Genomic DNA, 12,109 nt, shown 5'->3' with positions numbered 1-12,109 from the left:
AACTATATAGTTCGGGACTTGATAAAAAAGAACACTCTTGTTCTCTTAAAGGTTGTAGGATTAATTTATCCTGAAAGTTACAGGCAAAAGAAATAACAATTTCTTTTGTAAAATTTTTTAAATCTATACTATGAAATTCTAAATTTTGATTGTCTAATTCAGTTATATTTGATGCTAATGGTAAAACACAAATAACTGGAATTTCAAATTTATTGAATTGAGGATATAAATCTATAATAGATTGATTAACTTTGAAAAATATTCCACCACTTTGAATTTTAGGTCTTCTGAGATAAACTGCTAATACTTTAAAATTTTCATCTTTATTTATTTCTTCAGAAATCAAATTACCTTCTCTACTTACCCAATAAAAAATAGGAATAACCCTCTTATACTTTAGCTTTAACATCTGTCTAATCTTTGGTACAATAGAATATTCTAATGTTCTTTCACTTACAAAGCTCATGTTTTATTTTTATAAAGTTCTGATATTGGTTTTAAAGTTGTTATTATTTTATTATTCTTAGTTGACATTTCAATGTATGTATCTTTCGGTGTTTTTTCATCTGTAATAATAGAAGAAAACATTCAGTGAGATTTTAACACTCTTATCAAATGATAATACAAATCTAATAAACTATCTAATGTGTCTAAATTAAAATTAGGAGTGTGTGCTAAAATTTTGGTTCGAAGAAAATTAGGATTTTCCCACCGAGTGCTTCTGTATCTTACAACTGTTCTTGCAAATATGTAAAATCTTTCCATATCGGAAGGATGCCAAGTTTGTGGGTAATTATTCATCCATGTTACAAAACTTAATTCAGTAAGATTCTTATATTTTATTATTGCCATACTTTTTTCTAAAATCTAATGTTTTTCTTAATTAATTAAAGTGGAAATCTCTCTTTCCGATGCTCCAGCTTCGGAATGTATAAGTTGATACCGCCCCCTTAATCCCCCTCCTTCTAAAAGGAGGGGGTAACAAAGCATTCGGAACAAAACTCCTTCCCACTCCGTTAAAAATCCAAACATAAACTCATCATTTATGAATAAAAAACTTACCGCTTTAGTAGTTCTCGTAATTTTCCTCATCCCCACGATAATATATTCTCAGGCAAAGGCTAATAACGACTTCGACCCAAGGCAGATTGTTTCCATCTATGGCGGAGTATCAACAATGAACAGCAGTGACTTGAAAAGGATTTACAATCCCTCCTATGCAGTGGGATTGCAATACGAATATGCTCTAAATAATTTTCTTCTCATCGGCGGAGATATGAACATGAGCGTATTTTCTCTGGATGAATCTAAAATGTATCCGGGCGAGTCGGCATCCTCTCCATTACGTGTTTACGGATTTTCGTCGTTTCTCAAATTTCAATCGCAAAGTCTAACCGTAAATAATTTCCAGCCGTTTGTTAAGCTTGGCGCAGGGGCGCATTACGGATTTAAAAAATATTATCCTAAAACTTACTATAATAATTATTACAATTCCTATTACGATAATTATAACGAGACTGAAACAAATATTCTCTTCACAGGTTCGGCAGGAGTGAACTATCTTCTCGGCAATGAGGCAATGCTCTACTTCGAAGCAGCTTACAGAATGAACAACAATTTTGACGGTTATAACTCAGACCACAATACAATGAACTTTCTGCTTGGGTTGGGATTCAGGATATAAAGTAACTCTGCTTTATTGCGTTCATATGTGAAATTAAATTAATGCGTCTCTATTTATCCTTCCATTTTTTCAAATAAATTTTATCTTTCGTTTCTTTTAAGTATTTTATTTTTTACAAACTAATATCTGAATATATGACTCTTCCATGGACGGAAATGTTAATCCGCCTTGCGCTTGCTGCTATACTCGGCGCATCGGTGGGACTCGAACGCGAACGGAAAGAACGGGCTGCCGGACTTCGCACTCACATGATGGTATGCATCGGCTCTGCTCTTGCAATGCTTGTTTCGACTTACGGTTTTGCAGATGTATTGGGAACACCTAATGTATCGCTTGACCCTTCCCGTGTAGCTGCGCAGGTAATCAGCGGCATCGGATTTATCGGCGGCGGTACGATTTTATTTCTCAGACAAAATATTGTTAAGGGACTCACGACTGCATCCGGATTATGGACTGTTGCTGCAATCGGATTAGCGGCAGGCGGAGGAATGTACCTTGCTGCTTTTGTTACAACTCTCTTCGCAATTTTTATTTTATGGATGCTTCATCCTGTTGAAAGAAGATTTTCAAGAAGATTTCAGTCGAAAGCAATACGTCTTACCGTTGATGATAAGGCAAAATCAGCAGAAGTTGTGAACAAAATTATTCATAACGATAATCTGGATATCCAGTCATGCAATGTGGATAGGCACGACAGCAACTATATCATCTCATTCAAATTTAAAAATCTCGATAAGAAAGAGCTGAAGGCAATGATAGGCGAGTTCCAGTCCGATGCGGGAATAAAAGAAATCAACTGGAATAAATAATGTTAAAATTATTTATAATATTTTTTTCTTTCGTATGTATTTCATCTTTTGCGCAGCCGGTGCTGCTTGCTCCGCCTAACGGAGTTACGGGATATACGCACATGCAATTAGTTTGGAGCAAAGTTCCGTCCGCAGATATGTATGAGTACCAGGTTTCCTCCGATATTAATTTTTCCCACACTGACGAAGACCTTGAAACGCTCGATACATTTCGAACTGTACTCACTCCTCTTGTTCCCAACATGTCATATTACTGGCGGGTAAGAGCGCATGTGAACGGCAGCTACGGCAGCTATTCTTCAGTACGTGCCTTCAATGTAATTCCATCAAATATTATTCCACCGGCATTGGTATCTCCCGCGAACGGTTCTTCGGGAGTCTTATCAACTCCGCTTTTAAAATGGAACACAGTTCCTGAAAGGGAACAATATGCAGTTGTAGTTGCAACGGATATAAATTTCACCAATGTAATTTACGGACGCTGTATCGATACGACTTTTTATGAAATGCCGCCTGATACACTCCATCTCGGTGGACAGTATTACTGGGCAGTGTGCTCGCAGGATTCGCTCGGCTTTGGTGTTTTCTCCGCTAAATGGAGCTTTGTTGTAAGAACTACAGGCGTGGAAAATATTTCAAAAGGAATTCCTTCGCAGTATAAATTATATAATAATTATCCCAACCCGTTTAATCCAATAACAAAAATAAAATTTGATTTGCCGAAAAATTCTTTCGTCAAAATAAACGTCCTCGATATTACAGGTAAAGTTGTAAGCGAAATTTTAAATGCAAACTTATCTGCGGGGAGTTATGAAACGGAGTTTAACGGAGCAAATCTTTCAAGCGGAATTTATTACTATAGATTGGAAACAAATGACTTTGTTGAAACAAAAAAGATGATACTTGTAAAATAAATTTTGATACCGCCCCCTTAATCCCCCTCCTTATAAAGGAGGGGGAAATCTTATTATAAAAAATATTTATTCTTAATTATTTATCAACTCAATTGCTTTTTCAAGCAATTCGTCTCTTCCTTCTCTGAATCCTTTTATTGTTTGCTTTATTTCGATGTCCGGTACAATTCCAATTCTCTGAGTTTCTTTTCCATCGGGTGTTAAAATTCCTATTCCCGATATCATTGTTTTTATTCCGCCCGGTAAAGTAATATTTGAAACATTGCCATCTGCTCCTGCAGTTGTGCTGCCGATAATTTTTGAATTCGGCGCAGTTCTGAATGCCATCGTATGATACTCTGCGCTGCTTTGAGTCGTTTCATTGACGAGAATTATTATTTTCCCTTTATAGTAATTTGCATTTGTATCGCCGGTACTTAGTGTAACTCCGTTGCTGAATACTCCGGGATACTGAATATTTCCCATTGTAAACTTTACAAACGGAGCAGGCAACGGGTTAAGATATTTCATCAATGTGAAAACCATAAAATCACTCGGATAACATCTGAAATCTATTACAATTCCTTTTGTATCTTTAAGCTTATCCATAATATTCGGCAGCGAATCATTTTTCATAACTCCGGGATAAATGTATCCGATATTATTATCTAAAATCTTCCACATTTTTTTGCTTTTCTCTTCGTTATAAGATTTCATAAAATCAAATGACATATAATTATTACAAACTATGTTTGCTGTTTGTGCTGCGCCGTCACGATTATACTCTATTACCAATACTGAGTCGTTAGTTCTCAGTAAAGAATACGCCATGTCCCTTAATTGAACGGAGTAGTTCGAGCCGGGCGTATAAGCAAGTTTTTCTTTAATTATATCCTGAACGGGTTTGCCGTTAATTGATAATATTTCATCTCCAAATATCAATGAACCTTCAGTTTTCATTTTAAAATTATTTGCTCCCCATTCCATATAGCCTGTTACAATAGGCTTTTCTTCTATAAAAGTTATTTTATACGGAGCCATGTTTTCACCGAAATAATTTTGAATGTATTTATCCCATGACAAAATCATTGCATGCGAATCTTTTATTCTCGCAATCAGCTTAACAACATTCAGATGATAATCGTAATCTGTTTTACCGTTAATGAATTCAGGGATGGACTCTTTAAGAACTGTATTCCAGTCTTCTCCAATTAAATGTTTATCAGGGAAAAAATACTGTACCATGTTCCAGTAGCGGAATAACGCAACTAGCCTGTGACCGTCATCAAGTGCTATATCAGAATAGCTGTTCTCATTTTGAAATTTCGGATTACCGACACCTTCGTACATATTTATGTAATATGACGTATCGGTTCTCTTTGCATTTTTAACTTCTTCCAGTTTAGCAATGAGGTCTGAACTGAATGTCTTTTCATCTCTTATCCATTCAAGGTCAGGATATATTTTTACATCCTGTAACTCAGTAAAGCTAACGTTATTAAATTCTGTTATTGGTCCAAGAGAGTTTATCCACTCAAGGAAAATTTTATTTCGTTCGGAGTTATCGGCTGCGTTAATAACTTTTGGCATCACTCTGAAAAGTTCGTAATCCCAGTTATAGTCTCCGTTTGTTACTTTAGGATGATAGTATTTCAGGAATCCCCATATCTTTCCGAGCTGATATAAATTCTCCGTTATCCTTTCATTTGTTTCAGTAATACTAACATTCGAGCCTTTATCAAATGAAGTATCAGATTCCCCTTTATAAGTTCTTAAAGGGAAAGTATTGACTTCTGTGATATTAACTCCGTCAATAGTAAGTGATAAATCATCTGCCCAGAGTTTCCCGACACCGTCAGTAATAACTGCAATATATATATACTTGGCTGAAGCATCATCTAAAGGCAGAGTTGTTGAGTACTCCTGCCAGTCGCTTGTTCCTGAAATTCTTCTTTGTAACATATTATCGAACTGCAGCATATTATCTTTTCCGTCTATTCTTAGAAGCAGTCCGGCTGAACCCTCTTTAATATCTTCCAGTTTTAGTTTTCCTTTCAGAGTAACTGATCTGCCATTAAAGTTGACAGGTATAGGCTGCATAATACACCCAAAACTTTCTTTGTTTTTTTTATCCTTAGATTCTATTCGTATAGAATACTTGCCGTTAGATTTTACTGAAGAATCTACATTTAATGTATATCCTTCCTTATTCCATCTGTCAATCCAATGCAATGGTAATTTTGTTTTGTTGTCTATTTTTTCAAAATTAAGATTGCAATCCGGATGTTTTTGCTGTGCAAATAAATTAACTGATAGTAAAAATAATAAGGAAAAAAAGAGGAGTTTCATATGCTAGGGTTGATTTTTCTTTAAACTAACAAAACTATTTTTAAAATAAAACATTGTTTTTATTAGCCCGAACTAGAAATTAGAGTGAAATATTTGTTAAGTCAACTCATCAAAAAATAAAAATAAAACAAAAGAGAAAAGTTCGCAGGAAAGCAAAGAATAAACCCGTCAAAAATCCATCAAAAATATGAAATAGAAATTTTTAAAATATTAAATTGAATTTGCTGTAGTTTAGGGGCAGGAAGGACGTGCTTCAGTAAAAAAACTCCCGGTGAAATTTAATTCAACGGGAGCATGGGATAATTACGTTCTTTAAAATTTACTGAATGCTGACAAGTAATTTATATTCGCCTTTCCAGGGGCCGCCGGTTTTTTCATTTTCTGTAAGAACGATTTGGTAATCGCCTGATTCATCGAATCCGAATTTTGCTTTTACGCCGAATGGACCTTCAATTTTACCCGAAGGGCTTATGATTTGAGCTATTCTTATATTTGCGTTTGGTTCTTTTTCAGGATAGGCAGCCATTACGCGTGTAATCATTACTGTGCCTTTTTTAGCATTAACTACATAAGTTATTTTGTCACTCATTCCTTTTATTGTACCGTTAAGCCATACTTCAGTGGAGCCGTCAGGAATATTAACTCTTATCGCACCTGATTTTTCTTTGGCTTCTTCTTTTTTATTTGTTTCTGTCTTTTGGTCAGTTGAATTGTTCGGTTCTTCCTTTTTCTCAGTCTGAGTCGGAACAGGAGTAGTTGTAACAGGCGGAGTAGTTGTCTCCGGCGGTTTGTTCATAGATTCAGGTTTCTCTTCTTTTTTTGAGCAGCCGTTTAAACTGAATAAACAGATAAAGCAGAACAGAATTACAGATACAGTTACTTTTTTCATTTTGTATTTATAATCAGATTGTGTTAAAAAAATTAAAATAATTTATGCTATTTAATACTGATAAGAAGCTGGTATTCGCCTTTCCACGGATCGCCGGCCATCTGGTTTTCTCCAAGGACAATTTTCCAGTCACCGTTTTCAGTAAGGTCGTATGTGGTCTTTTCACCAAAAGGTCCGTCTCCTTCATTGGAAGGACTTATTATCTGAGATATTTTTATATTGGAATTCATTTCAACAGACATAACATTAACAAACATCTTTTGTCCTTTTTTTGCCTCGACTACATACGTGATGTGTTCACCGAAGCCGTTGATTTTTCCGTTAAGAGTTACCTGCGTAGCGCCGGCAGGGAACTTAACTCTAATAGCTCCTGATTTATCTCTGAGTTCATCTTTTTTATCGGACTCTTTTGATTCCTTTTTCTCTTCAGCTGAAGAGTTTGCAGTTTCCATTTTATCTGTAGTAGTTGTAGGCGGAGTTGTAGTCTTAGGCGTCTCGGTTTTTTGTGTTGATGTATCAGTCTTATCTTCTTTTTTAGTACATCCGGTAAGCGCAATACAAACGATAATTATGGGGAATAATTTTTTCATAGGTAAATTTGGAGTTATATTTTTCATAATATACTAAAAATAGAAGAAGCTTTTTATTGCATATTTCAATCTTACTTGTTTCAATCTGAACTATTCCGTTCTTACTTTTTCCCAGTCAAATTTTTCTTCTATGAAGGGAAAGTAACGGTAATCCATTGGTCTGTCTCTTCTGTTTTGCGGCCATGTATCGTCAGTGAATACAAATTTACCGGGAGTGAAAACAATTTTATCTAAACCTAACATTGAATGTAAAGGAGCGCCGTGATAATCGAACTCAATCCACATAACATCCTGAGCAATATCGTCTTCCAGGCGCTCGATGATTATTTGTATTATATATTCTTTCAGTCTGGCACCTCCGTTTACAAAGAGATAATCATAGCCGAAAGTTTTAGAAGTATCTTTGGAAGGTTTTATTTGCTTGAATATAACGGTTTTTCCTTTATCTCTGCTGAAAGCTTTATGCGTTACCTTGTAAAAATTTGTATCTGCAATGCGTAAATTATTTTCGTAAACGTTAAATCCGAATTCGTAAAAAGGAAGTTGTGAATATGAAGAGCTAAATGCTGTGAGCAAAATAAAAAGTAAAAGAAATTTTTTCATATGTGAGTTTTCTGAAGTTATGAAAATTTGATTATGTCTTAATTTGAAACTTTGCTTCCCCCTCCTTTACAAGGGGGGCTGAGGAGATGGTTTAAATTTAAAAATATAATCTTGACGAACCGAAGTTGGAGCTTAGCAACGAGTAATTGTTAAATTATTATACTAGTGAAATTTTATTTTCTGATTGTTTCCCAGTCGAAATTTTCATCGACATAATTGAAACTTCTGTTGTTCTGAAGTCTTATTCTTACTTTTTGAGGCCAGTGCGCTTCATCAAAAATGAATGTGCCGGGAGTGAAATTGATGCGGTCGAAACCAATGGAAGTCCATGCTGAAGCTTTGGGATTATCAAGAATGATTTTCATTTGCTCTGTTCCTTTTGTGATGATAATTTCTCCTGTCATTTCAAAAAATAATCCACCTGCTTGCAGAATATTGTAGTCATAACCTAAGTTCTTTGAAGTATCACCCGCCTGATAAGTATATGACTGAAGTATCTTTTTGGGATTGGTACGTTCGTAAACATTAAGCTTGATATCAAACCTGCGGGAGTCAGTGGTGCGCTCACCGTTATCATAAATATTGAACATGAACTGATAGAATTCAAGCTGCGCGTTAGCAGTTTTAAATCCAATAAGAAGAATGAAAAGGAAGAAGAATTTTTTCATGATTTTAAATTTTATTGATTGTAAGTTTTACTTCTCGGAAATGAAATTGTTCCTGCGGATAAGGAATTTTATTTCATTATTGGTGTTTATTATGTAATATTAAGAGTATTCTATAAACCAAACAAATAAATGAAAAAACTGATTTTTGTATTTGGACTTTTATTATTATTCGTAACCTCTCACGCCTTTGCACAGGATCTCATCTCTTCCAAAGACGCTAAAGATAATATTGGAAAGACTGCCCAGGTAAAAGGTAAAGTAGTAAGTGTATTCGCTTCGAAAAATGGTAATACCTATATCAATTTTGACGAGAAGTCTCCTAACCAGACGTTTACAGTTGTATTGTTCAAAGATTCTGCAATAGATATAAGCAGCATTACAGAAGGCTGCACCTTAACTGTTTCAGGTGAAATAAAAGACTACAAAGGTAAACCTGAAATTGTTTTAGCAAAAGCAGAGCAAATCATAAGCGTAGAAAAGTAACTCGAAAAATTTTTAAGAAATAAAAAAAGCCGTTCGGATTTTTCATCTGAACGGCTTTGATTTTTTAAGTTCAATAATTTTATTTCACCAGCATCATTTTCTTAGTCGCTGTGAAATTTCCCGCTTCAAGTTTGTAAAAATAAATTCCACTTGATAAGTTTCTGCCGTCAAAATCCATTGCATAGTCACCTGCGTTCTTTACTTCATTAACAATTGTCATTACTTCTTTACCAAGTATATCGAATACTTTTAGTTTCACTAATCCGCTGTTAGGAATCGAGTACATAATTCTTGTCGTCGGGTTAAACGGATTCGGATAGTTTTGCGACAGATTGTATTTCTCAGGTAAAATCGTCATCGGATTTCCGTTGTTTGTAATCACACATCCCATGGAATCTGTAAGGCAAAACAACTTTGAAGTCGTTACTGTTGTCGGATAGAATCCGCCGGGTATCCAGACTTTCACTTTGTTGTTAACAATGCTTGATGATATCAGTCCCCAGTAATTGGATGCAGAGTTTGCACCTCTTCCTGTTAAAGGAACAGGCAGCCATGATGAATCTGCAATATTGTAGACCTGTATTGAATCCTGATACAATAATCCCGGAGTTGTTTCTCCGAGCACAACATAGAACCTTCCGTTGACTGCATGTCCTCCGGGGCGTGAGTTAGTTCCGCGCATCGGCATATCAGCTTTTTGTGACCACGTAATTGAGTTTGCATTTGCTCCGATTGTTCCGACCCAGAAGTCTTTGCGGAAAGCACCTGAGTAACCCGAGGCTACGAAAATCTTATTGCCGTCGAGTCCGCCTGCAAAGCTTCGTCTTCCGAATGTTGCAGGTAATGAATCTGTAGCCCTATCCCATGTATTAGGACCCGGTCTGTATATCTGGATGCCTCTGTAATAAGAAGACCATCCACCCATTATACAATAGACTACGCTATCGCCCCATGCTTCAGCAACGTTCCCTGTAACTGGAGTCGGAATATTGGTGATTGAAGTCCAGCCTGCAGCCGGTGTATATTTATAACATAAATTATCAGCGGCTCCGGTCAGAGTTAAATTGCCGCCGCCGATGTAGTAGAGAGCGTTGCCGCATTTGACTAAATCGCCTCCGACTTTAGGAGTTGGTAAAGGTGTGCCTGTGCTCCATACGCCCGAGTTAATAGCATATCGCGTAACAACTGTGCCTGCAGCGGGATTTGTTACCGTGCCTGCATTAACGCTTCCGCCTGCAACATAAAGTGTATCGCCTAAGGAAGCCGATGCTGCTCCGCCAATCACTCCTGCACTGTAAGGGGGAATTAGTCCGTAGTCACAAACTTTTGTAGGGTTGCTTACAGGTGAAGAGACGGGAAGTTCGGTATTCCATGTTGCGGCAATTTCTGCAGCGCCAACGGCTCTGTTGTAGAATCTGAATTCATCAATAATTCCTCCAACAGGAAGACTGTTTGAAGTTCCATATGCTCCGACTTTAAAAGGAACTGATGCAGTAATGTTTAATGCTGATTGAGATACTGCATTTCGGAATACACCGTTTACGTAAACTCTTACTTCAGGAACAGTAGCATCGTAAACAAAAGCAATTGAATTAGAGCCGGGTAGAACTCCCGCCACATCTACATTGGTAAAATTGTTTCCTCTCAGTGTGATGTTTCCGGCTCCCGCTGCGCCGTTTGTAAAGCATCGGAAACTTGTTGTTATGTCATTTCCGAAAAGATATTGAGTGCCAGAGTTTGGAACTCCGCTTAGCCAGAATGCAATAGTCCAGCTTCCGGTTCCGACGTTCATGTTCCAACCTGAACTGCAATAGGCAGTTGAACCTGTGCCTCCATTACCGAGAAGTGCGTTGCCGAACTGTCCGCCGGGTCCCATAGTCTGTCCGACTATTGTAGCTTCGGGTGTACCTTGTCCCGGTACGGCTAAATTTGGTGTTGATGTAGTGCCAGTGTTGAATTTATAGTAAAGAATTTCAGGAACATTTTGTGAATAAATTTTGATGCTCCAGAAACTAATCACTGAAATAAATACTATGAAGTATTTTAGTTGCTTCATTTTTATTCCTCCGGAATTTCTTAGATAGGTTAATTAAAAATAGCGATATTGAATTGTAAATTCAAACAATTAGGATGGATTGTAACATAAGTATACCAGTTATTTCCGCTGAATTTAATGCCTGTAAAGTGTATCTTTAAAGTTACCTTCGGCAAATTGTTTTTGAGGGTAATTTGGTTTTAAATAGCCCTTGTAGCTCAGGTGGATAGAGCAGCAGTTTCCTAAACTGCGTGCCGGATGTTCGAGTCATCCCAAGGGCACTTTGGCGAATTTCAGATTTAAGATTTTAGATTTCAAATTGAAATGTAAAACAAATTTGAAATTTGAAATTTGAAATTTGAAATTGAGTAAGACGATTTTAATAACAGGCGCAGCTAAAAGATTAGGCAAAGAGATTGCACTTTCTCTTTCCGCGTTCGGTCATGATATTATTTTACATTACAACAATTCCACTAAAAAAGAGATTGAAGAAGTAAGCCATGAGCTTGCTAAAAACGGCTCAATAGTTTTTCCGATAAAAGCTGATATCAGCAAAGTAACGGAAATAAAGTCGATGTTTAAAGTTATTGGCAGGGAATTTCCGAAGCTTGACGTTCTTATAAATAACGCTGCGATATTTGAGAACTATGATTTCTTTGATATCAATGAAAAGATATTCGACAGGTTTATAAATACGAATCTAAAGAGCGGATTCTTCTGCGCGCAGGAAGCTGCGAAGATAATGATGAATTCCGATATTGAACAGGGTAAGATTATTAACATGGCATCGCTTGGAGGAATACTAAACTGGACAAGTTACATGCCTTACGGAATTTCAAAGGCTGGAGTTATAAAAATGACTTATCTTCTGGCAAAGAAACTTGCTCCGAAAATTTTAGTTAATGCAATTGCTCCGGGAACAATATGGATTGAAGGAGATGAAAATGAAAATGTGAATCCGGCTGAAACAAAAAAATACCCTATGAAAAAAATAGGTGAAGCAAACGATATTACATCAATTATAAATTACTTAGTGAACGAAAATAAATACATTACAGGTCAGGTAGTAGCTGTGGACGGAGGAAGATCGATTATTTCATAATCGG

General features: G+C 36.4%; 13 protein-coding genes and 1 tRNA gene (1 of these 14 cut by a window edge). 6 read left to right on the top strand and 8 right to left on the bottom strand.

Annotation, left to right across the window (positions count from 1 at the left end; translation table 11 throughout):
* Positions 1 to 466, bottom strand: partial view of a hypothetical protein gene (locus JST55_17180; protein ID MBS1495242.1) — the 5' portion only. 152 nt of this gene lie to the left of the window's left edge; the window shows 466 of its 618 coding nt (coding positions 1-466); its start codon is at positions 464 to 466; the stop codon falls past the left edge of the window.
* 122 nt (positions 467 to 588) lie between these two features.
* Positions 589 to 852, bottom strand: coding sequence for a hypothetical protein (locus JST55_17175; GenBank protein ID MBS1495241.1), 264 nt, complete (start codon positions 850 to 852; stop codon positions 589 to 591).
* A gap of 193 nt (positions 853 to 1,045) precedes the next feature.
* Here JST55_17175 and JST55_17170 point away from each other — a divergent pair, with 193 nt between their 5' ends.
* From JST55_17170 to JST55_17160, 3 genes are all read left to right on the top strand, one after another.
* On the top strand, positions 1,046 to 1,684 hold the full coding sequence (locus tag JST55_17170) for a hypothetical protein (GenBank protein MBS1495240.1): 639 nt from the start codon (positions 1,046 to 1,048) through the stop codon (positions 1,682 to 1,684).
* A gap of 134 nt (positions 1,685 to 1,818) precedes the next feature.
* Complete coding sequence (locus tag JST55_17165) at positions 1,819 to 2,493, top strand: MgtC/SapB family protein (GenBank protein MBS1495239.1); 675 nt, start codon at positions 1,819 to 1,821, stop codon at positions 2,491 to 2,493.
* Complete coding sequence (locus JST55_17160) at positions 2,493 to 3,407, top strand: T9SS type A sorting domain-containing protein (protein MBS1495238.1); 915 nt, start codon at positions 2,493 to 2,495, stop codon at positions 3,405 to 3,407. Before JST55_17165 ends, JST55_17160 begins: the two co-directional genes overlap by 1 nt.
* Before the next feature lie 72 nt (positions 3,408 to 3,479).
* Here the strand turns inward: JST55_17160 and JST55_17155 are convergent, their stop codons facing one another.
* The 5 genes from JST55_17155 to JST55_17135 all read right to left on the bottom strand — a co-directional run bounded on the left by JST55_17155 (position 3,480) and on the right by JST55_17135 (position 8,485).
* Positions 3,480 to 5,735, bottom strand: coding sequence for a peptidase S41 (locus tag JST55_17155; protein ID MBS1495237.1), 2,256 nt, complete (start codon positions 5,733 to 5,735; stop codon positions 3,480 to 3,482).
* Between the two features lie 319 nt (positions 5,736 to 6,054).
* Positions 6,055 to 6,624: a hypothetical protein gene (locus tag JST55_17150; protein ID MBS1495236.1), complete on the bottom strand. Its 570-nt coding sequence runs from the start codon at positions 6,622 to 6,624 to the stop codon at positions 6,055 to 6,057.
* A 47-nt stretch (positions 6,625 to 6,671) separates the two neighbouring features.
* Positions 6,672 to 7,214 carry a hypothetical protein gene (locus JST55_17145; GenBank protein ID MBS1495235.1) on the bottom strand — a complete coding sequence of 181 codons (543 nt, stop codon included), beginning with the start codon at positions 7,212 to 7,214 and terminating at the stop codon, positions 6,672 to 6,674.
* A gap of 90 nt (positions 7,215 to 7,304) precedes the next feature.
* Complete coding sequence (locus tag JST55_17140) at positions 7,305 to 7,817, bottom strand: hypothetical protein (GenBank protein MBS1495234.1); 513 nt, start codon at positions 7,815 to 7,817, stop codon at positions 7,305 to 7,307.
* A 173-nt stretch (positions 7,818 to 7,990) separates the two neighbouring features.
* Entirely contained in the window at positions 7,991 to 8,485 is a 495-nt protein-coding gene (locus JST55_17135; GenBank protein MBS1495233.1) for a hypothetical protein, read from the bottom strand.
* Positions 8,486 to 8,614: 129 nt separating this feature from the next.
* Here JST55_17135 and JST55_17130 point away from each other — a divergent pair, with 129 nt between their 5' ends.
* Entirely contained in the window at positions 8,615 to 8,968 is a 354-nt protein-coding gene (locus tag JST55_17130; protein MBS1495232.1) for a hypothetical protein, read from the top strand.
* Between the two features lie 79 nt (positions 8,969 to 9,047).
* Here JST55_17130 and JST55_17125 read toward each other — a convergent pair whose 3' ends face one another.
* Positions 9,048 to 11,024 (bottom strand): T9SS type A sorting domain-containing protein, encoded by a 1,977-nt coding sequence (locus JST55_17125; GenBank protein ID MBS1495231.1) that lies wholly within the window; start codon positions 11,022 to 11,024, stop codon positions 9,048 to 9,050.
* 186 nt (positions 11,025 to 11,210) lie between these two features.
* Here JST55_17125 and JST55_17120 point away from each other — a divergent pair.
* Both JST55_17120 and JST55_17115 read left to right on the top strand, forming a co-directional pair.
* Positions 11,211 to 11,284, top strand: a tRNA-Arg gene (locus tag JST55_17120).
* A gap of 83 nt (positions 11,285 to 11,367) precedes the next feature.
* Positions 11,368 to 12,105, top strand: coding sequence for an SDR family oxidoreductase (locus JST55_17115; GenBank protein MBS1495230.1), 738 nt, complete (start codon positions 11,368 to 11,370; stop codon positions 12,103 to 12,105).
* Positions 12,106 to 12,109 lie beyond the last annotated feature (4 nt).

The sequence above is a fragment of the Bacteroidota bacterium genome (assembly GCA_018266835.1).
Taxonomy (GTDB): Bacteria; Bacteroidota; Ignavibacteria; order Tepidaquicellales; family Tepidaquicellaceae; genus JAFDZO01.
Note: the sequence above shows the minus strand (reverse complement) of the source record. Positions and strands in the feature narration are given on the sequence as shown.

What these genes read in the sequence shown, in the direction of transcription:
- JST55_17155 (MBS1495237.1), bottom strand. Translation starts at nt 5,735, where the DNA reads ATGAAACTCCTCTTTTTTTCCTTATTATTTTTACTATCAGTTAATTTA.
- JST55_17145 (MBS1495235.1), bottom strand. Translation starts at nt 7,214, where the DNA reads ATGAAAAAATTATTCCCCATAATTATCGTTTGTATTGCGCTTACCGGA.
- JST55_17160 (MBS1495238.1), top strand. Translation starts at nt 2,493, where the DNA reads ATGTTAAAATTATTTATAATATTTTTTTCTTTCGTATGTATTTCATCT.
- JST55_17165 (MBS1495239.1), top strand. Translation starts at nt 1,819, where the DNA reads ATGACTCTTCCATGGACGGAAATGTTAATCCGCCTTGCGCTTGCTGCT.
- JST55_17140 (MBS1495234.1), bottom strand. Translation starts at nt 7,817, where the DNA reads ATGAAAAAATTTCTTTTACTTTTTATTTTGCTCACAGCATTTAGCTCT.
- JST55_17125 (MBS1495231.1), bottom strand. Translation starts at nt 11,024, where the DNA reads ATGAAGCAACTAAAATACTTCATAGTATTTATTTCAGTGATTAGTTTC.
- JST55_17150 (MBS1495236.1), bottom strand. Translation starts at nt 6,624, where the DNA reads ATGAAAAAAGTAACTGTATCTGTAATTCTGTTCTGCTTTATCTGTTTA.
- JST55_17130 (MBS1495232.1), top strand. Translation starts at nt 8,615, where the DNA reads ATGAAAAAACTGATTTTTGTATTTGGACTTTTATTATTATTCGTAACC.
- JST55_17175 (MBS1495241.1), bottom strand. Translation starts at nt 852, where the DNA reads ATGGCAATAATAAAATATAAGAATCTTACTGAATTAAGTTTTGTAACA.
- JST55_17135 (MBS1495233.1), bottom strand. Translation starts at nt 8,485, where the DNA reads ATGAAAAAATTCTTCTTCCTTTTCATTCTTCTTATTGGATTTAAAACT.
- JST55_17170 (MBS1495240.1), top strand. Translation starts at nt 1,046, where the DNA reads ATGAATAAAAAACTTACCGCTTTAGTAGTTCTCGTAATTTTCCTCATC.